Origin of the sequence: Paenibacillus agricola, assembly GCF_011440305.1 — a bacterium.
GTDB classification, from domain to species: Bacteria; Bacillota; Bacilli; order Paenibacillales; family NBRC-103111; genus Paenibacillus_S; species Paenibacillus_S agricola.
This window is the reverse complement of the sequence record NZ_JAAOIW010000017.1, coordinates 60,384-85,752: the sequence shown is the minus strand read 5'-3', so window position 1 is coordinate 85,752 and position 25,369 is coordinate 60,384. Positions and strand designations below refer to the sequence as shown.

22 protein-coding genes and 1 pseudogene are annotated in these 25,369 nt (G+C 46.0%); 6 read left to right on the top strand and 17 right to left on the bottom strand.

Translation table 11 applies throughout. The features are described 5' to 3' along the window. Window positions 1-12: 12 nt before the first annotated feature. From G9U52_RS31175 to G9U52_RS41900, 7 genes and pseudogenes are all read right to left on the bottom strand, one after another. Window positions 13-3,240, bottom strand: coding sequence for a DEAD/DEAH box helicase (locus tag G9U52_RS31175; protein WP_243767666.1), 3,228 nt, complete (start codon window positions 3,238-3,240; stop codon window positions 13-15). After that, window positions 3,237-4,961, bottom strand: coding sequence for an SWIM zinc finger family protein (locus tag G9U52_RS31170; RefSeq protein ID WP_166155037.1), 1,725 nt, complete (start codon window positions 4,959-4,961; stop codon window positions 3,237-3,239). Before G9U52_RS31170 ends, G9U52_RS31175 begins: the two co-directional genes overlap by 4 nt. Window positions 4,962-5,024: 63 nt before the next feature. Further along, window positions 5,025-7,265 (bottom strand): helix-turn-helix transcriptional regulator, encoded by a 2,241-nt coding sequence (locus G9U52_RS31165; RefSeq protein ID WP_166155035.1) that lies wholly within the window; start codon window positions 7,263-7,265, stop codon window positions 5,025-5,027. A gap of 160 nt (window positions 7,266-7,425) precedes the next feature. Continuing rightward, a complete protein-coding gene (locus G9U52_RS31160; RefSeq protein WP_166155033.1) occupies window positions 7,426-8,946 on the bottom strand; it encodes an extracellular solute-binding protein in 1,521 nt (506 codons plus the stop codon). A gap of 56 nt (window positions 8,947-9,002) precedes the next feature. Further along, window positions 9,003-9,878 carry a carbohydrate ABC transporter permease gene (locus G9U52_RS31155; RefSeq protein WP_207953333.1) on the bottom strand — a complete coding sequence of 292 codons (876 nt, stop codon included), beginning with the start codon at window positions 9,876-9,878 and terminating at the stop codon, window positions 9,003-9,005. Between the two features lie 27 nt (window positions 9,879-9,905). Continuing rightward, window positions 9,906-10,835, bottom strand: a complete 930-nt coding sequence (locus G9U52_RS31150; protein WP_243767671.1) for an ABC transporter permease — start codon at window positions 10,833-10,835, stop codon at window positions 9,906-9,908. A gap of 673 nt (window positions 10,836-11,508) precedes the next feature. Next, window positions 11,509-12,209 (bottom strand): annotated as a pseudogene (locus G9U52_RS41900) (SDR family NAD(P)-dependent oxidoreductase); the annotation flags it as partial. A 297-nt stretch (window positions 12,210-12,506) separates the two neighbouring features. On the opposite strand from G9U52_RS41900, the gene G9U52_RS31135 reads away from it, so the two are divergent. After that, entirely contained in the window at window positions 12,507-12,695 is a 189-nt protein-coding gene (locus tag G9U52_RS31135) for an aspartyl-phosphate phosphatase Spo0E family protein (RefSeq protein ID WP_166155023.1), read from the top strand. A gap of 23 nt (window positions 12,696-12,718) precedes the next feature. Here the strand turns inward: G9U52_RS31135 and G9U52_RS31130 are convergent, their stop codons facing one another. After that, on the bottom strand, window positions 12,719-12,991 hold the full coding sequence (locus tag G9U52_RS31130; protein WP_207953326.1) for a hypothetical protein: 273 nt from the start codon (window positions 12,989-12,991) through the stop codon (window positions 12,719-12,721). 608 nt (window positions 12,992-13,599) lie between these two features. On the opposite strand from G9U52_RS31130, the gene G9U52_RS39480 reads away from it, so the two are divergent. The 3 genes from G9U52_RS39480 (at window position 13,600) to G9U52_RS31125 (ending at window position 15,582) form a co-directional block, all read left to right on the top strand. Further along, window positions 13,600-13,764, top strand: coding sequence for a hypothetical protein (locus G9U52_RS39480; RefSeq protein WP_207953325.1), 165 nt, complete (start codon window positions 13,600-13,602; stop codon window positions 13,762-13,764). A gap of 16 nt (window positions 13,765-13,780) precedes the next feature. After that, complete coding sequence (locus tag G9U52_RS39475) at window positions 13,781-14,056, top strand: hypothetical protein (RefSeq protein WP_207953324.1); 276 nt, start codon at window positions 13,781-13,783, stop codon at window positions 14,054-14,056. Between the two features lie 116 nt (window positions 14,057-14,172). Continuing rightward, window positions 14,173-15,582, top strand: coding sequence for a DUF2142 domain-containing protein (locus tag G9U52_RS31125; RefSeq protein ID WP_166155019.1), 1,410 nt, complete (start codon window positions 14,173-14,175; stop codon window positions 15,580-15,582). Between the two features lie 49 nt (window positions 15,583-15,631). On the opposite strand, the gene G9U52_RS31120 is transcribed toward G9U52_RS31125, so the two are convergent. Beyond that, a complete protein-coding gene (locus G9U52_RS31120) occupies window positions 15,632-15,814 on the bottom strand; it encodes a hypothetical protein (RefSeq protein ID WP_166155017.1) in 183 nt (60 codons plus the stop codon). Window positions 15,815-15,906: 92 nt separating this feature from the next. On the opposite strand from G9U52_RS31120, the gene G9U52_RS31115 reads away from it, so the two are divergent. Further along, the gene (locus tag G9U52_RS31115; protein ID WP_311764947.1) at window positions 15,907-16,524 is read left to right on the top strand and encodes a site-specific integrase; all 618 of its coding nucleotides are present in this window, start codon (window positions 15,907-15,909) and stop codon (window positions 16,522-16,524) included. A 131-nt stretch (window positions 16,525-16,655) separates the two neighbouring features. On the opposite strand, the gene groL is transcribed toward G9U52_RS31115, so the two are convergent. The 8 genes from groL to G9U52_RS31075 all read right to left on the bottom strand — a co-directional run bounded on the left by groL (window position 16,656) and on the right by G9U52_RS31075 (window position 22,846). Further along, window positions 16,656-18,299, bottom strand: coding sequence for a chaperonin GroEL (groL, locus tag G9U52_RS31110; protein WP_166155015.1), 1,644 nt, complete (start codon window positions 18,297-18,299; stop codon window positions 16,656-16,658). Window positions 18,300-18,443: 144 nt separating this feature from the next. Then, the gene (gene groES / locus G9U52_RS31105) at window positions 18,444-18,725 is read right to left on the bottom strand and encodes a co-chaperone GroES (protein WP_166155013.1); all 282 of its coding nucleotides are present in this window, start codon (window positions 18,723-18,725) and stop codon (window positions 18,444-18,446) included. Window positions 18,726-18,954: 229 nt separating this feature from the next. Next, the gene (gene tatC, locus G9U52_RS31100; RefSeq protein WP_166155011.1) at window positions 18,955-19,716 is read right to left on the bottom strand and encodes a twin-arginine translocase subunit TatC; all 762 of its coding nucleotides are present in this window, start codon (window positions 19,714-19,716) and stop codon (window positions 18,955-18,957) included. A 50-nt stretch (window positions 19,717-19,766) separates the two neighbouring features. Beyond that, window positions 19,767-20,057 (bottom strand): Sec-independent protein translocase subunit TatA/TatB, encoded by a 291-nt coding sequence (locus G9U52_RS31095; RefSeq protein WP_166155009.1) that lies wholly within the window; start codon window positions 20,055-20,057, stop codon window positions 19,767-19,769. Window positions 20,058-20,121: 64 nt separating this feature from the next. Continuing rightward, window positions 20,122-21,123, bottom strand: coding sequence for a molybdopterin-binding protein (locus G9U52_RS31090; RefSeq protein WP_166155007.1), 1,002 nt, complete (start codon window positions 21,121-21,123; stop codon window positions 20,122-20,124). Beyond that, window positions 21,113-21,613, bottom strand: a complete 501-nt coding sequence (mog, locus tag G9U52_RS31085) for a molybdopterin adenylyltransferase (RefSeq protein WP_166155005.1) — start codon at window positions 21,611-21,613, stop codon at window positions 21,113-21,115. The genes G9U52_RS31090 and mog overlap by 11 nt, the downstream gene beginning before the upstream one ends. A gap of 41 nt (window positions 21,614-21,654) precedes the next feature. After that, complete coding sequence (moaC, locus tag G9U52_RS31080; protein ID WP_166155003.1) at window positions 21,655-22,149, bottom strand: cyclic pyranopterin monophosphate synthase MoaC; 495 nt, start codon at window positions 22,147-22,149, stop codon at window positions 21,655-21,657. 64 nt (window positions 22,150-22,213) lie between these two features. Further along, window positions 22,214-22,846, bottom strand: coding sequence for a 5-formyltetrahydrofolate cyclo-ligase (locus G9U52_RS31075; RefSeq protein ID WP_166155001.1), 633 nt, complete (start codon window positions 22,844-22,846; stop codon window positions 22,214-22,216). Between the two features lie 262 nt (window positions 22,847-23,108). On the opposite strand from G9U52_RS31075, the gene G9U52_RS31070 reads away from it, so the two are divergent. Further along, window positions 23,109-25,088: an ABC-F family ATP-binding cassette domain-containing protein gene (locus tag G9U52_RS31070; RefSeq protein ID WP_166154999.1), complete on the top strand. Its 1,980-nt coding sequence runs from the start codon at window positions 23,109-23,111 to the stop codon at window positions 25,086-25,088. Window positions 25,089-25,369: the final 281 nt, after the last annotated feature.

The window sequence follows — 25,369 nt, the reverse complement described above, 5'->3', positions numbered from 1 at the left end:
GCTCACTCTCCCTTATTTGGCTGACCATTCCTTGCGTAAAGTAAACATTTCACGCAGCTCATCGGTTGACATCTCTGTAACCCAGTTCTCCCCGCTGCCGATAATTTGCTGGCTTAGCCCCTGTTTACGTTCGATCATTTCATCGATCCGCTCCTCCAGTGTGCCAAGCGTTACGAATTTATGGACCTGGACATCCTTGGTCTGCCCGATACGAAAAGCGCGGTCGGTTGCCTGGTTCTCGACTGCTGGATTCCACCAGCGGTCAAAATGGAACACATGGTTGGCAGCGGTAAGGTTGAGCCCTGTCCCTCCCGCCTTCAGAGAGAGGATAAAGATGCCACATTGCTGTTCTGTGGGAAGCTCGGTGTCCTGGAAACGGGCGATCATCTCGTCCCTTTTGGATTTGGGCACGCCTCCATGAAGGAACTGCACGGCTTCGCCTCGTTCTTTCTCGATAGCGGTCTGCAATAGATGGCCCATATGGACAAACTGTGTGAAAATCAGGCAATTATCCCCCTCAGCCCTCAGCTCGTCGATCATCTCGAGCAGCCGCATCATTTTGGTGGAACGGTCTTCCCATGGCACCTGTCCGGTTTCCTTGAGTAGTAAAGCCGGATGGTTACATATTTGCTTAAGCTTGGTTAAGGTAGCCAGAATCAAGCCTTTTTTCTCCATGCCACTCAGCGTTTCTATTTTATTCATTAAGCTTTGCACGACATTCTCGTATAAAGCCCCTTGCTCTGTAGTTAAGGAGACATAGGCTTTCATTTCATTTTTGTCAGGCAAATCGAGCTGGATAGCGGGATCTTTTTTCAAGCGGCGCAGCAGAAAGGGGCGAACCAGCTTCTGGACCTGTCCGATACGCACCTCGTCGCGTGTACGCTCGACCGGGTTCACATAATGATGAGTAAAATGCCGCAAGCTGCCCAGATAGCCGGGATTAATAAAATCGAAAATCGACCAAAGCTCGGACAATCGATTCTCTATCGGCGTTCCCGTCAAAGCGATTCGGTGATTCCCTCCAAGCTTGCGGATAGCGGCGGATTGCTTGGTATAGGCGTTTTTAATATTTTGGGCTTCATCCAGGCAGATGGTATCCCACTGAACCGTAGAAAGCTCCTCCTCATCGAGGTGGGCCAACGAATAGGAGGTAATGACCAGGTCATAGCCATGCATAGCTTCCGCGAATGCTTCACCCTTGGCACGCTGTGAGCCATAGTGGAGATGGACCTGCAGCGTAGGTGCAAAGCGCTGCAGCTCCTTCTGCCAGTTGCCCAGCACCGAGGTTGGGCAAATCAGCAAAGCTGGTGGTGTAGAACCCGTTACCTGCTCCCTTTGCTCTTTGATATGCAGCAGGTAAGCTATGAACTGGATCGTCTTCCCGAGTCCCATATCATCAGCTAGGCACCCGCCTAGGCCATATTTGCGCAGAAACACCAGCCATGACAAGCCCTCTAGCTGATAATGGCGCAAATCGGCTTGTAGTGTGCTTGGTGCGGTGACCATGGGGAGCTGCTTGGTTTGCTGCAATTGCTTCATGAGCTGCTTCATATGGCGGTTTAATTCCACCTGTATCCGAAGCTCCCCGGAGGCATTATGGTCTGGCGAGGCTGCTGCATGGGCGTCAGCCTCTTCATCTTCCTGCCCTAATAAATGCAGCTCCAGCACCTCGCGGAACGACAGCCCCTGCTTCTGGTCCATTTGCTTCATAGCTTGTCGCACTTGCTCGTAAAAAGCCGGATCGAGCTGAATCCATCTGCCGCGGATATACATTAATCGTTTTTTCTCCGAAGCCATGCGCATAAATTCTTCTTCCGTCAGGTCGATATCGCCAACGGCCACCCGCCAGTCGAATTGCATGATTTGGCTTAAGCCAACCATCGATTCGCGGCCAGCTCCAGCGGACGATTTGAGCTGCGCCTTAAGCTTCGGACGAAGCTTCCTTAGCTCCTCCCACCACGAGGGAAGCAGCACGGAATAACCAGCTTGCAGCAGCTGCAAGCTGCTCTCTTCCATGAAGACCCAGGCTTGGTCATCCGTAAGAGTAGACACCACCCGATTGGATACGGAGGAGAGGTCTCCTGGGGATTCTGGAAACGCTGCTGATTCCGTTAGCTCTGATGGCTCTGATGGCTCTAAAAACTCTGATGGCGCTAAAGACTCTGCTGGTGCTTCAGGTTCTACTGGCTTTGTTAGCTGCTCTTTCCTCCCAAAACCAAGCATCGGAACAATCCGCAGCAGCTTCGCGGTATCCTTGGCTAGCTGCTGCTCATAATAAGGCAGCCAATGGACTGGCAGCCCATCCTGCTGGTGCAGGCTTGCATCAGATCTTACATGAGGTCTAGCATTGAAACCTACATCCGATCTCCTATCGGAGCCTTCATTGAAACCTCCATCGGAACTGTCATCGAAGCGGATTTCATGCAGCACAGCCGCGTTTCTTTTATCTTGAAACAGCAGCTTTAATTGCCAGACATCCTTGCCCATAGCTGTTGAAGCTGTTGAATCGCTTGTCATTGAAGCCTGAGGGGCAGCCTCTTGCTCCCAGCCCTCACCCTCCGGCTCCACCAACTGCAGGCAAGTACGGAAAGGTATCTCGTCCTGCTTCCAGCCCAGTGCATCCAGCCACTCATCCTCATCGAGCCATTCGTAGGCGGAGCTAAGGCTAGGATCCACCTGCTGCTGCAGCAGGGGCTGCTCTTCGCATAGCTGGCTCCAAGCAGCCGTGATATCGGGCTCGCTGTCCAGCAGCTCATTGACGGCTTGACCGAACCAGTCGGTCCAGTACGTAATCCCCTGGGACTCGGCTTCTTCAAGTAACTGCTCATAGAAGTGCCTTCTCTCCTCGGGAAGCCGCAGGCTCCAGTCCATCCGGTGCTGCTGCCAAGCTTCGAAAGCGGGGACATACCACCCCTTATCGAACGCTTCCATGCCAAGGGCAGCCCATTTCCTCAGGAGCAGGAGCTCATCGCTCCAAGTAACGGCTCCGTGCATGGAAATCGATTCGGCAGCCGCCAAGTAGTTCATTGCCATATAAGGGGATAGAATGAGACCGGGCTTACTGTCATTCAGGTCATGGCGAATAGCCGCGCCATAAAAAGAGGCACGGTGCCAAGCGAACAAACGGATTTTGAGCGCTGCCGGGCTCAACACGGCATGGGCATCAAACCTGCCCACCAACAAAAAAGAACCGTTCTCTAAGCGTTCAATCTGGACAAATACGGGATCTAACAGATTCATACAATTAGCTTTCCTTTCCGTAATTCTTCTTGAAAGGCACGGTAACGCGAGAATTGAGTGCTGATCTGAGCTATATACCGGTCCCAACGGTCCAGCTCTTTTAACCGCTTATAAAATTGGTGCAGCTTCTTTAATAACCTCACCGCCATTTTATAGGAGCTCCTATTTTTCTCAAGGATAGAACGTTCAATGGCAAAGTGATATAGCGGCAGCAGAAAGCGGACATCATGGGCCTCCACAAGCTTTAATATATCTTTATTGATCGTTAAAGGAGATCTATAAAATAGCAGGTTCAGGTCTGCCCACTCCTGGTAACGCTCATGCTTGACCAAAAATTGCGAATAATAAGGAAAGCTTGCGGGGAGGAGGAAGCTTATCATGTCTTTCCAGGCTTTCTCCAATTCGCGGCGCTTGCTGGCTTCCTGCCAGTAGTTTAAATACGGCTCCAGGAATAAGGGACCGGAGGTTTTGACCAAAGGCTGCATCCAATTCAACCAGAGGATGAGGCGGTCCCACTCTTCACTTGCGTACAGAACCTGCAGGAAAGGGAAAAATAAACCTGAATGCTTGTTACTCAGCTCCTTGTTGGCTCTATGAATAGCACTTTCATCCATCCCAGCAAGCACATCGAATAATAGAAGGGCTACAAGCAACGCATCCTTAATCGTGGCGGGTGCCGTACTTTCATCGATAGCCCTATTTAGCCGGCTGCACTCCTTAGCCATCCAAGCCTCAACCTTCAACAAGCTCGACCATAACAAGCTATAAACACTTGGCCAACGCATAAATGAATCAAGCTTAGGGAAGGCATGCTCAGCCAAGTAAGCGGCCGTTTCTTCAAGTAGGTGAGGATACAAGCGCCATGCTTCCTCCAGATCGATTTCTTTGATAATCTGGGTCAATCTAATATGGCAATGATCGGCAATATGACGGAAATATTCTCTATACTGATAAGCATAATGGGAATAATGCTGGCTCATTTGAGCCTGCAGGCCATCAGCACGCTTCATTATGAATAAGGCAACCTGAAGCTCATATATATAGGTTAAAGTAGACGGCCAAGTCGTATGAAACGCAAGTAAAGCTTTGTTAGCCTTCGGCAAAAATTCTTCGATGGACTGCATACTATAGGCCGGATATTTCTCGAATTTATGCTCAAAATAGCTTTGCCATTCCTTCACCGTCCCCGACTCCTGAGGCTCGATTATTAGGGGCTTCTTCATCGGAGCTGCGGGCTTTGCGTCGCCAGCATGATTAGCCTTCACTCCAGCTTTACCATCGAGAGCTTGAGATGAAGCCAATGCTGCTGCGGCTTTTTGGGAACGCCTTGCCGCGAGCTCGTCAATCCCTAGCTCCATTTCCGATTGCAAAACGCTCAATGGACGCGCAGATTTATTAGCTGACAGAAAGGTGCGGTCCGGCTTCAGAAATTGATTCGGCTCCAGCCCCATTTGCTTGAAAGCCTCGAATAATACAGCCGCCATATGCTTACAATAGTCGCCGTAAGGGCAATCACACTTAAATTTATGGACGTTGACAAGATCCAAGCGTACCAAGTAATTCTCTGAGCCAGCTACAGTAGCTTTAACAAGCGTATCGCTTTCTACTTCAAGGCGCCTCACGGCTCCTTCACGATAATAATCCCAGCCGCGCTTCAAGATGGTCGCGTCAAAATAAGGTCTTATTTGTTGGATCATTGCTGAGTAGGTTAAATCAAGCATCGGGTGCAACCTCCATGCGATAAAAATTGATCCTTTCATTATAGCATAGCAAACCCAATGCCATCATTTGTTTGCTTGTTCTTCACGGTATTGCCCTGGCGTCATCCCGGTCACCTTGCGAAAGGTGCGGATAAATCCGGTGGAATTCGTATAATTAAGGCGTTCAGCGATTTCTGTAATTTTAAGATTCGTATCCTTCAGCCACATTTTTGCCATGTTCATCCGATAGTCAATTAAATATTCAATAAAAGTGACACCAACCTCTTTCTTAAAAACGCGGCTTAAATAAACCGGATGAAATTTGAGCTGCGCGGCGCAGGATTCTAACGAAATGTCTTGCTCATAGCGGTCCTGGACCATTTGGATCATCTGGTGGGCAATATTGATATATTGGGAATCGACGCGTTCCTTCAAAAATACAAGCGTAGGTATGAACAGCTCTGTTTTAAACCATGCCGATATGTCCTCCACCGTATTCAATTTCGTGAAGGTCCTGACCACCGAGTTAGACCCTGTTAACGTGTCCAATGCCTCCCCCTGCTGCTGTACCATATGATAAATCCGATTGATTAATTGGATCATAATCATTTGGAAATCGTTGAAGGCAATACCTTTATCCTTAATAGACGCCACGTAATGGTCATAATGCGCCTCGACTGCCTCAGCATCACCTGCTTTAAGAGCATTAACTACATAATCCTCGAGGTGATGGATTGAAGCCATTGGATGGTCACGATGCCCATGTCCGGATTCCACATCGTTATAATGAAGAATAATATCATTGCCGAGGCTAATCCTACGTTTCAATGCCTCCAGCGCCTCTGCATAACCATTCATGGCATCGGTATAGCGATAAAAGCTTCGGCTGATGCCGATACTTACCTTCAATTGCAACAGCTCATACACCTTCGCTTTAATCTGCTTCGCTCTTTCATGGAAATAGGCGTCAAGCTGCTTCGGATCTTCTGAATCACCTAATAAAAGTGAAACCTGCGACTGGTCCAACAATAAATTTCCGATCATATGGTCGGATGGAATTAATTCACCGACGATATTGTTGACCGCAAATAGCAGTAATTCCTTATCTCTTTCCATATAACGGGTTTCATGCAGGGAGTCCATTTGTAAAGCGAGCACTCCCAAAGCTTTCCCTTTCTCGGCAAATCCGTAAACCTCACATTTATACGTAAACTCACTTTCTGTAATTTGCCCCATAAACAGCCTCAATAAAAAGAACTCTTTCATCTGTGCCCGTTGGCCTTGAAGCTGCTGCTGAAACTCCTTTCGCGTGCTAAATAAGGTATGAAAGCGCTCTTCTATAAAAGCAAATTCATCCTCCTTTTGAGGATTCCCAGACCCGCCCCCAAGCTGCTCCATAATAACGAACAAGCGCCGGATTGGCGTATACATCCGCCTGCTTCCATAAAAAGCCGCTGCCGCGATCATGACAAATATGATCAAGCATGCGTTTAGCGTAATCAAAGCAATTTTCCGGGATTCCTTGGTGATCTCTTGAATAGAAACGACGGAGGCATACGTCCAATTATTATAAGCAGAGGTTTGGTAATTAACAGCTAGCCCTTCCACCTCCAAGTAACTCGCTGCTGCGGATTTCGCTACCAGCTTATCCCTAATCGATTCCTGCAGAGCAATGGCGCCTGGGGATGAGAGAAAAGGAACCTGGTCTTGATTCAGCACATAAATGTGGCCCCATTGGGTATTTTGCATCAAATAGGTTTCCAGCTCGCCATGTTGCATATCAATAATTAATAAAGCCTTGGGCTGTGTCGAAGATGCGATCATCGGCAGCTTGACGACCAGACGGATTGATTCCTGCCCCTTCACTCCCGAGGCTAGCCAGAATAAATTTTTATTGTTAGCAGCATATCCATTCAATAAATCCCGATTTGCGTAATCCTCCGTTGATGTAAACCCGTAATTACTAATCATCCAGTCATTATCCAAATTAATCAGGTGCGTATCCGCTACCGCCGACAAGGAATGTAAATTATATAGCCCTTTAGATATATTGGCGATCGTTTGAAAATCATCCTGGGACAAGTCATCATAAATATAGTCCATCACTAAGGATGAATTTAAATACTGCACCGCAGCCATTTCCACACTCTTAAACACTTGCTCAAGGCGCATTTGGTTTTGCTGCAAAATCTGTTGATTGCCCTCATTTACTTTTTTCTCAATATCATGAGAGGCTATATAATAGGAGGTCATCCCGATCAAGATAACAGGGGCAGCGACCAACAATAAAGTGAATATGAGCATTCGAACTAAATATTTCGGCAAGCGGCAACCTCTCCTTCCATTAACCTTCAGCGCTTTCTATTATAGCCATATGTCGCCAACGATTGCTAACCTAATAGCAAAAAAAACGGTGGCTTAAGGTTTCCCAGTCTGCCACCGTTTTGTTCATATAAGAGGAATAATCTTGCGGATTATCTTTTCCTTATTTCTTCAGCTTTGCATACTCCGCTGTATATTCCTCCATAACCTTGTCGCCGCCCGCTTTTTTCCAACGATCCAAATCCGCTTCCCAGCCGGCATCATCCGTTTTACCCATAATGTACTTCGTTTGGGCATCGCGAATCATCGTATCCAGCTCTCCGCCTTTATCGATATAAGTCTTCGAGGTAAGTGTCAATGCCATATTCGGAACGACCACTTTCAAATTATCCTCGACTACCTTCCAGCCTTTAGCCTGCAGTTCATTCAATTTCAGTGGTAAACCTAACCCAGTAACCTCGAAGGATGGCAGGCTATCGCGGTATGGCTTTACCTCTAGATTGAACAGGGTCAAGTCTTTAAACTCAGCTTTGCCGTCACTGGCCTTCGTGAAGTGCTTGCCTTCTGTTCCCCTCGTCAGCAATGTGGACATATCCGGATCCAGAAGCTTATCGAAGAAGCCTAGTACACGCTTCAGCTCTGCTTCTGTTTTCACGCTGGATTTCGGGAATACGAAGAAACCATTATTACCGGATTCAGCCGGTACCCGATTGCCGGACGTTCCCATATAAGGTGCTATGTCTACAACGGCATTCGGCACCGATTTAGCCAGGTTGTCAAAAGAAGTTGCTACTGCTGAGGCAACCGTATTGATGCGAATCCCTGCTTTGCCTGAATTCCACTTATTGTCAGCATCGGCTGTTTGAACTACAGAAAAGTCCTGGTTGATTAATTTCTCCTGATACATTTTTTTCAGCAACTTCATCGAATCTTGGTAAGGCTTAGTCATAAATTCGGCTACAATTTTCCCGTTCTCAACACCCCATTTATTAGGTGCTCCAAAGGGTACAGACAAACGGGTCAAGAAAGAGTTACTAAGGGCTGCGTCATTATACGACTTATCCAAGAACATTCCATATGTATCCGCTTGGCCATTTTTATCCGGATCCTTCTCCGATACCGTTTTCATGATGTTATACCAATCATCCAATGTTACTGGGGTTTTCAGACCTAGGTCATTAAACCAGTCTTTACGGTAAATGATCCCGGCTCGCCCGATATCCCGGTACAAAGGCAATCCGTACAGCTTGCCACCTACTTTGATGTTATCATAGTACATCGGATTAGCTGCAGATAAATTTTTATAATCCTTCAAGTAAGGGCCAATTTCCCAGAACAGGCCGGCCTCAATAGCATTGAGCGTCGTTGCATTATACGTAAGCTTAAAAGCTTTGGGCATCTCGTTGGAAGCGATCATGATGTTCTTTTTATCTTCAAAAGCGGCTGTCGGAATCCATTGGATATCTACTTTCGCACTGGTATATTTCTCGATAGCTAGCTCGATGTCACTGTCCTTCTTTGGGGCTTCGCCAACTTGCGGCGTCGCAATGGTAATTTCAAGCGGTGTATTATCGGGTACCGCCTGTGCACCTTGTGGTGTCCCATTACTATCCGCACATCCCGCGATTGTTCCTGCCGTCATAACCAATGAGCAAACCAGTCCTACAAAACGTTTTTTATTCATTTTTACCCCTCCATGATTTATGTTGGTCTTATTTATATAAAGACAACTGTAAACTGTTATCCTTTTACCGAACCTAACATCACGCCTTTGGCAAAATGCTTTTGCAAAAACGGATAAATCAACAAAATAGGAATGGTAGCTACCACAATCGCCGCCATGCGTATCGTCTGTGGCATATAATCGGTTGGATCCTGCTGGGAAGTAGAATCACCAATCTGGTCCTGTGATAATAAAACAATTTGCCTCAATATAATCTGCACTGGAAATTTCTCGGAGTCGTTGATGTACATAACCGCATTAAAGAAAGTATTCCAATGGCCCACCGCATAAAACAATCCAAAGGTTGCCATCGCCGGCATCGATAAAGGCAAAACAATCCGGAACAAAATGCCCAAGTCGTTGCAGCCGTCTATTTTTGCTGAATCTTCCAAGCTATCCGGTATTTGCTGGAAAAAGTTTTTCAGTACAATTAAATTAAAAGCACTAATCGCTGTTGGAATAATTAAGGACCAATAGGTGTTAATCATACCAAATGCTTTGACCACAAAATAAGTCGGGATCATCCCTCCGCTGAATAACATCGTGATCAATATCATTAGCATTAGGAAACGTCTGCCACGCAGATTGGGACGTGCTAACGGGTAGGCCATCAGTGAAGTGAACAAGAGATTCACGAATGTTCCCAGCACCGTTATATAAATCGATACAAGCAAGCCTCTTGTCATCGTGTCTGTCGAGAAAATATACTGGTAGGCACCCAGCGTGAATTCAGAAGGGAATAAAAGCAGTCCCCCTTTTGCAACCTCCTGTGGTGTAGCGAATGAGATCGCCAGTATATAAATAAATGGAATAATCGCCACACATGAAACTAAGATTAAAAGCGAATAATTGACCGCATTAAAGATGCGATTGCCGAGTGTGTTATCTTTCATTGGCACGGTGTCTACCTCCCTGCTTATTTAATATACGCCTTCTTCGCCGGTTTTCTTCGCCAGCCAGTTCGCCCCAAGTACGAGCACTAGGCCGACAAGTGATTTGAATAGTCCAACAGCCGCGCTGTAGCTATACTGGGCTTGGGTTAAGCCTTTTACATAAACATAAGTGTCGAATACCTCTCCGACTTCCCGGTTCATCGAATTCAGCATCAGGAAGATATGTTCAAAGCCCGTATCTAGGAAGCTGCCCAACCGGAGAATAAACAAGATAACAATCGTGCTGCGGATAGCAGGTAACGTGATGTGCCATAGCTGCCTCCAGCGTCCAGCCCCATCCATTCGAGCTGCTTCATATTGCTGGACATCGACCCCTGAGAGCGCCGCGAGGAAAATAATCATTCCCCACCCTGCCTCTTTCCAAATGGATTGGCTAAGAATCATCGTTCGGAACCAATCTTCACTGAGTAGAAAGGGAACTCGCTCCATCCCCATCTTGGCAATGATTTCGTTGACGATTCCGCCTTCAGTCGTAAGCAATACATAGAAAATACCAACAGCTACCACCCACGAAACGAAATGTGGCAAGTACAAGAACGTTTGGACGAAGCGTTTGAACATTTCCTTGCGAACCTCATTAAGCATAAGGGCCAAGATGATCGGAAGTGGAAAAAAGAATACTAAATTATAGACAGCCAACAATAAAGTATTTCGAAATAAGTTCCAAAACTGTGGTTCCGTGAAAAATCGTGCAAAATGCTTCATCCCTACCCAAGGGCTATCTATAAAGCCCAAATGGGGTTTGTAATCCTGGAAGGCCATGACCAAGCCCCACATCGGCACATATTTGAATAAGAGAAAATACAGGATACCGGGTATTAATAGAAGATACAACCACCGGTCTCGTTTGATATCTTGTATAACCAAAGATAGCTTCCATCGGCTCGTTTGTTTCATTTTTAATGGAACTTCATATTGCTGCTGCATCCGATGTCCTCCTAACTAAATATTAACTGTAGCGCTTACACTCCAAATCATATAGGTGAGGTGCGTCACAGGCAATAGTACTATCCAAACCACTCTGGATTTCGGGATAAATGCTGATGTAGCGCGGAATTCTTACTTTTTTCCTTATAAAACATTCCTTGTTTTCACCCGTATCGTACTAGTTTAACCATGCATATACCCGCCTAAGACCAGATTGAAAAAACCAGCCTGCGGCTAGGTCCTTGTCTATATCCATACATTTGTGCGTTTGCGAGGGCAGGGGTATGGGGTTCCAGACCACACCCTGTGTCCGCTACAAAGGGATGCCAAAAAAGACAAGAAACAGGAAATATGATTCCGGTTCTTGTCTTTTTGGGTATAGGTGGAGATATGTAAGTTCGGATAATCTCCGCGGGTAGCTTCCACTGCGATTTGCGCCGAGTAGGCTCGATCACTTTGGATTACTTAGCTATAGCTATAGCTTTACGAGTTCACGGTATGCTTATTCCTTGCTGCGGCTATCCGAATGGCTGTCACGGTCGTCATCCAGGCTTCGGTCATCAAACATCGTTGCCACTTCCTTGCCGCCATCCACCTGGATGATTTGCCCCGTAATCTGGCTCGCATATTCACTTGCCAAGAAAACTGCGACCGCGGCCGCGTCTTCACCCGTTTGCAGGCGGCCAAGAGGCAAAGTCTTGCCTTTCTCGACCAGCCATTCATGGGATTGACCATTCGCCGCTCTCACCTCTAGCTCCCGCTCCGTCGCCACCCAACCTGGGTTGATCCCATTGACCCGAATACGGTCTGCTGTTAAGGCGCCAGCCAAGTTGCGTGTTAGCGTGGATAACCCACCTTTGGACACTGAATAGGCGAATAGCTCCGGGAGTCCCACAGCAGCATGGCTCGAGCTCATATTAATTATCGCGCCGCCGCGCGTTGTTTTAATAAGGGCACCGTAGCCTGGCACATCAGGAATACACCTTTGAGATTAATGGACATGATGTGGTCCCACAGCTCTTCTGTGGTCTCCAGCATCGAGCTGCGTGGATACACGCCTGCGCTGTTAACCACAATATCAAGCCCGCCGAAATGCTCAACAACCTGGCTCGCCACCCGTAATGTATCCGCAACGATCCTCACATCGCCTTGTGTGAAAATCACAGGCAGGCCCTCGTTCGCCAGCGCTTCTGCAGCAGTTTGCCCGCTCTCGGCTAAATCTACAATAACAACGCTTGCCCCCGCTTTTGCTAGCGCTTTCACAATGCTGTAGCCAATTCCATTCGCTCCCCCTGTTACGAGCGCCACTTTATTGAATAAGGGTAAATTGTTCAAAGTAATCATCCTTTCGGGGTGAATTTGGATATCTTGATTTCTCCATTATACGCTACTCACTTTCTTGCATCCAGATGCCACTGATTTTAAACAATTGGACAAGTACGCTTATTCAAACGGTTCCATGGTTCGCTTTTCAATGCATTTGCACCACTTGCCTGTCAAATGGTAGAAGAAAAGAACCAAAGATACCGTGTTCACACATTGTTCATAATACTAACGACATCTTATTACAACATTTGCAGGCTTCCTGTACTATAATGCTTTTTGTCATTATAAAAACACACGAACGGAGAATAAAGTCAGATGGAATCTTTTCTCTTACATAATATTGAAACTTTGCGACAACAAATGATCCAAGAAGCAGCAGTTCAAGGCCAGCTTTCACATGAAAAGGTGATTAGGATAAGTCAAAAATTGGACAAATATATTGTTAATTATCAGATATTTAAACAGTGTGCTGAAAATGAGGTCAAAAGAAAAAGCACCGGCTAGGGTGCTTTCGTTCATAGGCTGACTTATTTTTTTGGTCTTTTTCTTTTCCCAGTGGTATTTACCAATCTACTCTTTTTGATTGGAATTAGCTTATCATCAAATTCCATGACCTCAACTCCCTCAAGAGTTCCGCTTAAGAGTTTTAGTTTCATCTCAGCTTCTTCTTTTGTAAGAGCATGTCCAAAAACCTTCCCTTTATAACTTAAATAATATTTCAATACCCCAAATCCTTCTCTGTATGATTTCTCTTGTTGCAACAAGAAGTATAACTTTAGTCCGTGTGTACAAGCAATCAAAAAATAATGTTTACTTAATCAGTGCCGTTTCCCCCCAATCTGTAATAGCACGTTCCGCAAGGTTCCCCTTTCGACAGGCAAAAGAAAAAGCACCGGTCAGGGTGCTTACTTCGTACACTTATCCATACCTCATCACCTTTATGCATTTATCACGAAGAAAATGAAGCAGGATGCAACGAAAAAAGTCCAAAATCACTTTGGCAGCATCCTTAATTTCTAACATTTTTGCAAGAAATGTGGTTCTTCTGTTATTTCACAAAGAAAAAAGACCTCCATAAGAGGTCTAAGTCCTTGTATAGCAAGGGATTGGCAAAACCGATTACATCATGCCGCCCATGAAATAACTATGTAAAATACCATAAAATATGAAAAATTAACCCCTAAATATTACTGAACTAACCCCGATATTGCTCATTATTGTAAAATACGATAAATTACGCTCAAGACCAAATGTAAGACCATTTCGTTTTTGGTCTTATAAATCAGTTGTACACAAAAGGAGCCCTCCTATGTTAATAACTATATCAGCCTCACGCTTGACCGCATTCATTCCCTTGATCCAGCCAGGCGACGAAGCCGAGGTAATCATAAAATAATTTAAGCCCAAGGTGTATCTCATTATAATAGAAGTAACACCGGACGGACTGCGCGGCACACTGAATATGGAAACCAATAACGTGCTGAAAAGGCAATACGGTATGCACATCAAGAAATTGGACGGCGTTTATTTTGCTCCATGGGAAAGTGTCGAGAGAATCTATATGGAAAGTTAGCCGCGTATCCTGTAAAATGGCGGATCAATACAGAGATATGACCGCACAGCAGTTATCCTTTCACCCTTACCACAAACAGGTGTGGGCGTGGTGGAAAGCGTTGGCATACTACGGCATGAACGGCAATTATGAACGCTTAGAGGATGCGCCAAACGGTATGAGAAGCATATGGATCATAGGGAAAACGAATTTAAATTATATATGGAAGAATGGTAAATATGAATACCTGCAGCAGATAACGAAAGAGGATTGTAAAAATATTTATGGAGATAAGACCCCTGGGACGTACTAGGGGTCTATTTGTTATTTCAACTTTCAATACCATTATTCACTAATTTTTGCTACAATGTGCACATGGACATATGACCATTTCGTTGGTGTCATGTCAACGATTTGATAGGAGGCACTATGGATAATCTTGAGCGAATTCCTGTATTCGGTATGTTGAAGTCATTCTTTAATCGTCACAAAATAATCAGTATCATCTTGTTTATTCTATTCATCAAAAGCTTAGTCTGGATGGTTGTTATTCCACCGTTTCAGACACCCGATGAACCGGCTCACTTTTCATATATACAGTATCTTTCAGAGAGCAAAAAAATCCCTTTAATCGGCAAATCACTAGGGTATTCGCATGAATTAAACTCAGCTCACAATATTCTAAATGTGAACCGAATAGCTTGGGTTGGCGACAAGATGGATATTCGCAATTATAAAATCATGTCCGACTTCAAAGTTCTGCCCGAGCATAAACAATCATCCGGCAGTTCACCAGCTGCCTCTTACTCTCCTTTGTATTATTCTATCGGATCCCTTGCATACACTCTATTTAATTCATTTTCTATACTTGTAAGGGTTTACGCAATTAGGTTGGTATCCGTGCTATTCGGATTACTAACGGTGTACTTTACATATCTCATCGGTAGAAAGATTCGACCATCATCACCCATGTTTGCTTCCTGCTTGTCACTTATGGTTGGCTTACACCCTATGTTTTCTTTAGTTAGCATATCGGTTAATAATGATGCTTTGCTCAACTTATTTGCGGTTTTAACAATATACCGTTTACTGCATATGAAAATAGAAGCCAAACAGATGGTCGGAATGGGCGTACTATTAGGATTAGGACTTTTGATCAAACCGACATCGATTTTCGTTGTCTCTGCTGCACTGTTCTTTACATTAGTGATTATCATAAGGGAAAAAATTCAGTTACGGAAAGCGGTAAATCATTATCTTAGATTGGTCATTCCCATGCTTATTATTTACTCGCCATGGGCAATTTTCAGTTATGTACATTATAAGTCTATTTTAGGTGGAAAAGGGCTTCAACCCATGGGGGACACTACAAGGACACTCGTTTTTTATTTCGCGGAATCGTTTAATATATCGCGCCTAAGGGATATTTGGATTAAGATGTTTTGGGCTGACTTCGGTTGGACAAATGTGCTTTTTGATTCTTTCATTATGTACAAGCTGATAGCCCTTTTATTAGTAATTACCACTGTTGGCGTGATCCTGTTTATATCTCAAAAAAAAGAGGCGTACCCATTTGCGGCTGCCTCTCTCGTTATTATCGTGGGAAACGTCATATTTTTATATATTGTAGAGATTATGTATTTTCAAGAGTTTAAAAATTTCATGTTACAGGGTAGGTATTTATTCACATCAATTGTGCCTATAATGTTCGTCATACTATGCGGGATCCAAATATTTATCAGGCAAGCTAATTGGGACAAAATGTATGTTTGTGTAATAACATTATTCGCGATATTTAACATAGCTTCTATCGATCTTTTGCTACATAAATATTATTAAGTTCATCTAGTAATGAGGGTCCCGGTCAATGTGACGGAGACCCTTTTTGTTATAATAAATTCAATTCAGTCATAAATGGATCAAGCTGCAGCAATACATTCTTACCCCACTCCACATTTCCGGCGGCTGCAGCACTTCCGTCCGGGTTTGTACCTTGTGCAAGGTTATAGAAGTAAAGTAGCTGGTTGGCTATTTTGTAAGCTCTCTCTTTTGCGTATGCTTCGCTGTCCATAAAAGCCAGTTTATTTTGGTTATGCCGTAGAATTTGACCTGATCAGCGTAAATCCTACCCAATTCGCAAAGGTACCTAAGACCAAAAAAACCGTGGAGCAGTTGGAGAATGAAAGCGAGGTTGTTAAATACCTGGAAAAAGAGCAGCTTTCTGTATTTCTTAAAATTGCTTTGGATCAAGGGTTATTTGGGGACTATATCATATTTTTAGTGCTGGCTTACAGCGGTATCCGCTACGGTGAACTATGTGCCCTTAAATGGACAGACTTTGATTTCGACAATCATACTTTAAGCATCACCAAAACATATTACAATCCGACCAACAATATTTTAGATTACCAGCTGCTTACACCCAAGACAACAACATCGAAAAGAAAGATCGAGCTATCTCCTATCATATTCACGGAATTAAAGAAGCATCAGAAATTGCAAAAGGAATATCAGATGCTTTATAAAAAAACTTACCATGATAAGAAATTTGTTTTTTTCAACAAAGAAGAACACCCGGGCTATCCTCTTTATATCAAGTTCATCGGGAACCGCATGCGTAGGCTCCTGAAGCTTGCTGAGCTTGACCCTAAACTGACTCCCCATTCATTGCGACATACGACACTTCTTTACTGGCAGAGGCAGGAGTGGGCTTACAGGAGATCATGGAACGGCTTGGTCATAAAGATGATGATACGACCAAAAGCGTATACCTGCATGTGACCAAAAGCATGAAAAAAGAGGCTTCCCACAAGTTCGAAAAACTCATGGAAAACCTCTGATTTAACAAATTAAGACCAAATTACCTCAACTTCTCAAATAAACGTTGATACATCAAGGTTTTTCTGACAATTCTACATCATGCCGCCCATTCCACCCATACCGCCCATGCCGCCCATATCAGGCATTCCGCCCTTGTTGTCTTTATCAGGCTTGTCAGCAATAACTGCTTCAGTTGTAAGGAAGATCGCTGCTACGGACGCTGCATTTTGCAATGCGGAGCGTGTTACTTTCGCAGGGTCAACGATACCAGCTTCGAACATGTTTACCCATTCGCCAGTTGCTGCGTTGTAGCCAATGCCTACAGCTTCTTTTTTCAAGCGCTCAACGATAACGGAGCCTTCTTGGCCAGCGTTAGCTGCGATTGTACGTACAGGCTCTTCAAGAGCACGTAGAACGATGTTAACACCAGTTTGCTCGTCGCCATCGTTGCCTTTAACAGCAGCTACAGCAGCATATACGTTAACAAGGGCAGTACCACCACCGGATACGATACCTTCTTCAACAGCAGCACGAGTTGCGTTCAAAGCATCTTCAATGCGAAGCTTGCGCTCTTTAAGCTCAGTTTCAGTAGCTGCGCCAACTTTGATAACCGCTACGCCGCCAGCCAATTTAGCCAAACGCTCTTGCAATTTTTCTTTATCGAAATCAGAAGTTGTTTCTTCCAACTGGGAACGGATTTGGGAGATACGAGCGCCGATGTCTTTCTTGTCGCCAGCACCGTCAACTACGATTGTGTTTTCTTTAGTTACACGAACTTGGCGAGCAGAACCCAGTTGATCCGGAGTAGTCGATTTCAGGTCAAGACCCAACTCTTCTGTAATCACTTGGCCACCAGTCAAGGCTGCAAGATCCTGAAGCATAGCTTTACGGCGATCGCCGAAGCCTGGAGCTTTAACAGCTACACAAGTGAATGTGCCACGAAGACGGTTAACTACTAGAGTTGCCAATGCTTCGCCTTCAACATCTTCAGCGATGATAACAAGTGGCTTGCCTTGTTGAACAACCTTCTCAAGCACTGGAAGAATTTCTTGAATGTTGGAGATTTTTTTGTCAGTGATCAAGATGTACGGGTTTTCCAAAACAGCTTCCATTTTGTCCGTATCTGTGATCATGTAAGGGGAAATGTAGCCACGGTCAAATTGCATACCTTCAACCACTTCAAGCTCCGTTGCAAAGCCTTTGGACTCTTCAACAGTAATAACGCCATCTTTGCCCACTTTTTCCATAGCTTCAGCGATCAATTGGCCTACTTCATCGTCAGCAGCGGAGATAGCAGCCACTTGAGCGATGGATTGTTTGCCTTCGATAGCTTTGGAAATGTTCTTCAATTCTTCTACAGCTGCTCTTACTGCTTTGTCGATACCTTTGCGGATAACCATTGGGTTAGCGCCTGCAGTAACGTTTTTCAAGCCTTCGCGAATCATCGCTTGAGCCAATACAGTTGCAGTAGTAGTACCGTCACCGGCAACATCATTGGTTTTTGTAGCTACTTCCTTAACCAGTTGAGCTCCCATGTTCTCGAAAGCATCTTCCAATTCGATTTCTTTAGCGATCGTTACACCATCATTAGTGATTAACGGGCTGCCGAATTTTTTCTCAAGTACTACGTTACGGCCTTTAGGGCCTAAAGTGATTTTTACTGCATTGGCAAGCGCGTCAACACCACGAAGCATTGCGCGGCGAGCATCTTCACTAAATCTAATTTCCTTAGCCATTGTGTGAAACCCTCCTGAAAATAAGTGTATTGGTACCTCTTGCTAACATTCTTGTTAAAGCACTTCCCAAGCTTCTTGCTAAGTAAAAGCGGCTAAATTCGCATTAGCAGCTGATAAGGGTATTAAGTATATGATCCTCTGTTACTACTCGATAATGGCAAGAATGTCACTTTCGCGCAATATTAGAAGTTCGCGTTCTTCGAATTTCACTTCTGTACCAGCATATTTGGAGAAAATGATACGGTCGCCTTCTTTAACTTCAAGCGCAATACGCTCTCCATCTTTCAAAGTGCCGCTGCCTACCGCTACTACTTTGCCTTCTTGCGGTTTTTCCTTGGCAGTTTCAGGCAAAACGATTCCGCTCTTAGTTGTTTCCTCTTTTGCAATAGCTTCAATAATAACGCGATCACCTAACGGTTTGATCATGAGAAAATGTCCTCCTTTGAAATATGGTTCTAGTTTGGGTTGCTGTTAGCACTCGAATATGTTTAGTGCTAACAACACTTATTATGATAATCAGTTTCGAAGCATTTTGCAAGTTTTATTAACGAAAATTCATATCTTCCTCATTGTATCCCTAGAAACCCTGATTATACTTGGGCCTTTACAGAAAAAAAACCGCATCCGCAGCTAAAGCTTAGCTACCAACACGGCATTATTTGGATCCGAATTCTTCTTCCCATTCCTTATCCTTGATTAACTGCTTGCGGTAGACGCCCCCCGACAGCAGGACACTAAACTCATATAGCAGAATCATCGGTAAAGCTACGATTACGGCAGACAGTAAATCCGGCGGCGTGATCATCGCAGCGATAATGACAAGCAGCATATAAGCGTAACGGCGTAACTTCTGCAGCCTCGCAGGATTCAGTATACGAAGCTTGGTTAAAAACATAATCACAATCGGCAGCTCGAAAATCAAGGAAATCGGCAGGACGATATTAAACATAAACGTGAAGTACTGTGAGATCCCATACATCTCTTCCAGATTCAAACGTCCAGAAATTTCCGAGGTAAAGAAAAAGGCCATCTTAAAGACAACAAAATAAGCGAAGGCCAGACCAATTAAAAATAATAAAAAAGCAAAAGGAATAAATATGAGTGATGCTTTTTGCTCTTCTTCCCGCAAGCCCGGTTTTAAAAATGACCAAACCTGGTACAAGCTGAAAGGCAAGGTAATGATCAGTCCAGTAACTAAGGCAAAATTCATGTAGATCTTGATCGAATCCCATGGAGAAAATGCCTTTAAGCTGAAAGCATTAGCGGGAGGTATACTGATCAAATAAGTGATCAAGGGCTGAGCCACAATGATCCCAATCACCATACCGCCAACTAAAACAAGCAGCACCCAGATAATCCGCTTGCGGAGCTCGCCCAAATGCTCGACTAAGGACATCCCTTCTTCATTGTCCATCATGATTCACCAACCTAGCTTTGAAGTAGGTACTCGTGACTTCCTGATGATGTTTACTCAGGCAATCTTCGTGAGTCTTTCGGTTTATCGCCTTCTTGTGGAGACGGTCGCTTGGCCAAATCCGGCCCTTGGCTAGCTAAAGGCACAGCTTGCTCAGCAGGCGGCGTGATGTCCTTGCGTTCCTTCTCTGGCTCAGATGTGTGGATATCACTCATCAGGTCGTTTGCGCCCTTTTTAAAATCACGCAAGGTTTTACCTAAAGCACGCCCTAGCTCAGGCAGCTTATTAGGCCCAAACAAAATTAACGCAACAACGGCAATGAGCAGGATATGGGTAATACTCATATTAACCAACTCCTTTCTTTTACAGCATAAACGATTAGGCTTGCTAACCGTTAATCAGGAGAAACTAACAGTTGTAAAGGCCACCGTAGCCCATTTCCGTAATATCTGCACGGACAATGGTTTCGCCGGCGCAAATGCGCGGCAGCAGCACATCAAAGGACGTATAAGGGTCATGCATGACGCAGCCAGGCAGCCCCATTATGGGTACATCGCCCAAATAGCCCATCAGCAGCATCGATCCGGGCAGCATCGGCGTACCATAGCTGACAATACGGGCGCCCGCTTGTTTAATCGCTCCTGGCGTCCGGTCGTCGGGATCGACGGACATCCCGCCTGTTACCAGGATCAGGTCAGCCTGCTGCTCGTCTAGAAAATAGCGGATCTCGGCAACAATCGTATCGCTTTCATCGGGGGCTAGCCGCTGTTCGATCACCTCGGACCCTAACGCTGCCAGCTTCTCCCGGACAATCGGGCCAAACTTGTCTTGAATGCGGCCTTTGAATATTTCGCTGCCCGTCGTGATCAAGCCGACACGTAATGGGCGAAACGGCTTCACTTCGATAACAGGCTTGACCGCACCGGCCAATGCCTCAACCTGCTTAACCTTGGACGCCTCGACGATAAGCGGAATGACCCGTGTGCCACTCAGGGATTGCCCAGGCTGTACGACCGTATTCGTCTTGATTGTAGCCAACACGATTTGATCCAGCGCGTTAACCGCATCGACCGCTGCTTTATCCACCTTGGCCAGCCCAAGGATGGTGGACTTCAAATTAATTTTGCCCTCATGGGGGGAGGTTAACACCACATTGGCTCCTGCAACAGCCTCTGCCATACGAAGCGCAGCCTCGTCCTCATGCAGCCAGCCCTCTTGAAGCGCAAGCACATAAATATGCTCCTTGCCAATATTTAATAAAGCGGGAATGTCCTCTTCGCGAACCACATGCCCCTTCGTAAACAAACGGCCTTTGAATTGCCCAGGGAGGATCTGCGTCAAATCATGGGCCAGCACCAATCCGATTGCGTCCTCTACCTTTACTTCGCGCAGCATCGCCTCAGGTTTCATTTCCATGGTCCCCTTCACTTCCGGTCAAAATGCCCAATGCATGCGGCAATTGATCCATAATGGCCGCTAAATTCTCAGATACACCCTTTGGGCTTCCCGGCAGGTTAATAATGAGCGTCTGTCCCCGTAATCCGGAAACAGCCCGGGACAACATCGCTTTGGGCGTTTTTTGCATGGAGATCATCCTCATCGCTTCGGCAAAACCCGGAGCCTGGCGATCAATAACGCTTAAGGTCGCCTCAGGAGTCACATCCCGAACGGCAAGGCCGGTACCTCCAGTCGTTAAAATAAGGTCAACCTTGAAATAGTCGGTCATTTCGATCAGTGCCGCCATAATTTCATCCTTCTCGTCCGGCACTACCCGATATTCAATAATTTCCCCATTAATTTCCTCTTCTATTAGCTCGCGGATGACTTGGGCGCTCGTATCTTCTCGCTCTCCTCGGAAACCTCGGTCGCTTGCGGTCAAAATCGCCACCTTCCAACGCATAAGCTTGCTCCTCCCCATGGCTCCATTGTATCGTATACTTATTAAAAATGAGTGTCATTTCTATGAAAATCACCGCTTTTACCACCTGTTTTGCTTACTAATTGCGTCGGACCGATGACCATGCCTTTTTCAGCAGCCTTGCACATGTCATATACGGTCAGAGCGGCGGCAGAAACGGCCGTTAGTGCTTCCATTTCTACACCGGTAAGCCCTTTCGTTTTAACTGTAGCTTCTATGTATAACTCATTATGTCCATTATCCGAGAACCGGACATCGACACCCGTCAAAGAAAGCGGATGGCACATCGGTATCCAGTCTGATGTTTTTTTGGCAGCCATAATAGCAGCAACCTGGGACACTGCCAGCACATCACCCTTGCCAATCTTGCCTTCTTTAATCAGCGCCAGTGTGGACGGCTGCATCGTGACTGTAGTATGCGCAGCGGCACTGCGGCTCGTTTCCTGCTTGTCCGAAATATCAACCATCCGGGCGCGGCCTTGCTCGTTAAAATGCGTTAGCGGCGTTGGCTCGGTCATCGGGAATCTCCTCTCGCTCGCGTTCTTTTATTCATTCTCGCATTTCTTGTATTCATTCTCGCATTTAATGAAGCTTAGTTGCTTTAGGGGCTCGAATCGTTCTTGCTTCGGTAATAAGCTCATCCAGACGGAAATCAAATAACCCCATCGGCACTTCCTGGATAATCTGGGTGTCATATGCTCCAGCAATAATATAGGGCTTAGGATAACCAGAGCGCACATATTGCTGCATAAATCGGTCATAATACCCGCCACCGTAGCCTAACCGCCCCAGATGGGCATCAAAGGCAAGCCCCGGAACCAAGGCAATATCAATATGCCTAATATCCACATGCTGCGGGGAATCCGATATGGGCTCCGAGATCCCGTACTTGCCTTTTTCCAAATCGGCATAGGAGCGGATTTCAAAAAGCTTCATCTTTTGCTCTGGCTGTACTTTAGGAATAAGCACACGGAAATCATGGCTCCAACAGGCTTCCATGATAGGCGTTACATCCACCTCAGATTTAATCGGCATATAGGTAAAAAGAGTAGGCTTACGGCTTAGCTTCGTCCGTGACTCTAGCACCTCGTTGATCCTGCGGAACATCAATTCGTTGATGCGTGCGGATTTAATACTTCGTTCAGTTGGCGTCATCGAATTCCTTTGCGCCTCTGCTCTGCGTCTTAGCTCTATTTTCCACTCTTTAATATTCATGGCAAGGCCTCTCCTTGAGCTATGCAAGACCCACAATATAAGGGTCTAACGCAGCCCTTTGATGGTTCGCAACGTGATTAACATCATTCTAACATATCATGAGAAGAAAAACAGTATTCAGCGGTGTAAGGTAGGTTTACAGCACGGAATACGGCCTATGAACCTCTCCAAGCATGCAAGCTGAAAAATAACCGGGAACATGATACAATTACAGAATAAGCTAATTTGAAGATGCTTTTTCACATTTTGGGAGGATAGACGTATGCTGCTGCAAGTATCAGGAATTTCCAAGAGCTACGGGGTTTCAACCGTGCTTTCTAATATAACGCTACAAATTGAGCCACGCGAGCGAATTGGGCTGGTCGGGGTGAACGGTGCAGGCAAATCAACCTTACTGCAAATTATTTCCGGTGAAATGTCTTATGATTCGGGTGAGCTATTTAAGTCTAAAGAAACGAAAATTGGCTACTTAAAGCAAAACAGCGGACTTGTTACGGACCGCTCAATCTGGGATGAGATGAAGCAGGTATTCGTGCACTTGGCGGAGGCGGAGCTGGAGCTGCGCCATTTGGAAACGATGATGGCCGATCCCGATGTGCTGGCCAATGAGAAGCTGACCGAGGATACGATGAAAAAATATGCCGCACGCTCGGAATGGTTTAAGGAGCAAGGCGGCTATGAAGCGGAAGCCCGCATTCGCGGCGTGCTGCACGGGATGGGTTTCGCCGGATTCGCACCGGAGACACTCGTCAACACCTTAAGCGGTGGGCAAAAAACACGGCTCGCCTTAGCCAAAATGCTGCTGCAAGCACCTGACCTGCTGCTGCTTGATGAGCCTACGAACCATTTGGACATCCCTACGCTAACCTGGCTGGAAGGCTACCTGCGCTCTTATGCGGGAGCGATCCTGGTCGTCTCCCATGACCGCTATTTCCTCGATGCATTGGTTGATGCTATCTATGAAATCGAACGGACTACATCGCGCCGCTACACCGGCAATTATTCCCGGTATGTGGATACGAAAAGCGCTGAGCATGAAATTCAGCTGAAGCAATTTGAAAAGCAGCAGGGTGAAATTGCCAAGATGGAGGAATTCGTCCAGAAAAACCTGGTACGAGCTTCTACCACCAAGAGAGCGCAAAGCCGCCGCAAAGCATTGGACAAAATGGACCGGCTCGATAAGCCGCTGGGCGACCTGAAGCGCGCCCATTTCTCCTTTGAGGTGGAGCAGGCGACTGGCAAAGAAGTGCTGAATGTGCAGCGTGTAGCTGTATCCTATGATGAACGCAAGCCATTAATTAGTAATGTTAGCTTCCAGCTGCGCCGCGGTGATACTGCTGCCCTGATCGGACCTAACGGAATTGGCAAATCGACACTGCTCAAGGCGCTAATGGGCCAGCAGGCTCCTTCCCATGGCTCTATCGACTGGGGTGCCAATGTGCGAATTGGCTACTATGACCAAGAGCAATCCGGCTTGAATACGACGAATACGATTATGGATGAGGTCTGGAATGAGTACCCCCATATGGAGGAAGCTCGCATCCGTAAGGTGCTCGGCAGCTTTTTGTTCAGCGGCGAGGATGTGTTCAAAAAGATTTCGGCGCTTAGCGGCGGCGAGAAAGCCCGTGTTGCTTTAGCCAAGCTGATGCTGGAAAAAGCCAATGTACTTATTCTCGATGAGCCTACCAACCATCTCGACCTGTACAGCAGGGAGGTGCTGGAATCGGCGCTGATTGATTATGAGGGCACGCTGCTGTTTATCTCGCATGACCGGTATTTTTTGAACAAAATGGCGGAGTCGATGCTGGAGCTGACCCGCGATGGCGTTACGTCCTTTCTTGGCAACTACGACGATTACGTCGAGAAGAAACAGGAGCTGGCCGAGATCGAGCAGCAGCGGCTAGCTTTGGAAGCCGCCAAGAGCAGGAACAGCGGCGGCGGGGGTAAAGGCTCCGCTGCTGGCGGCGGAGGAGCTACGGCGGCCGGAGCCGATACAAGCGGCGGCGGCTATGAGTCGGCGAAGCTTGCGAAGCGCGAGGATCGGGCGCGGCAGCGTAAGCTCGAGCTGCTGGAGCAGGAGATTGCCCGACTGGAGGAGGAAATCTCGGCGATGGAGGCAGACTTGGCGAAGCCGGAGATTTTCAATGATTACGTGCGTGTACAGCAAACAAATGAAGCGATAGAAGCCAGCAAGAGTCAATTATCCGGCTGCTATGAGCAATGGGAGCAGTTGGCCGAATAAGCTTGGATAAGCCTTGTTATGTCCGTCCCAAACGATAAGCAAAAGAACCTCTTATCCCTTATTTTTGAAAGGGGTGGAGGTTCTTTATTTTTCTTGTAAATCCACATATTTACAGGAAATATATGGTTCATCAACCTTTATAAGCATGAAAATGGGTGTAAACGCACTGTTTTATTTATCCACAGCCTTGTCCACATAAAGAACGTATTATTTCTATTGAAACATCAACATTTTTGATCTTATCAACAGGTTTATCCACACTATCCACAGGCTGAAGTTGA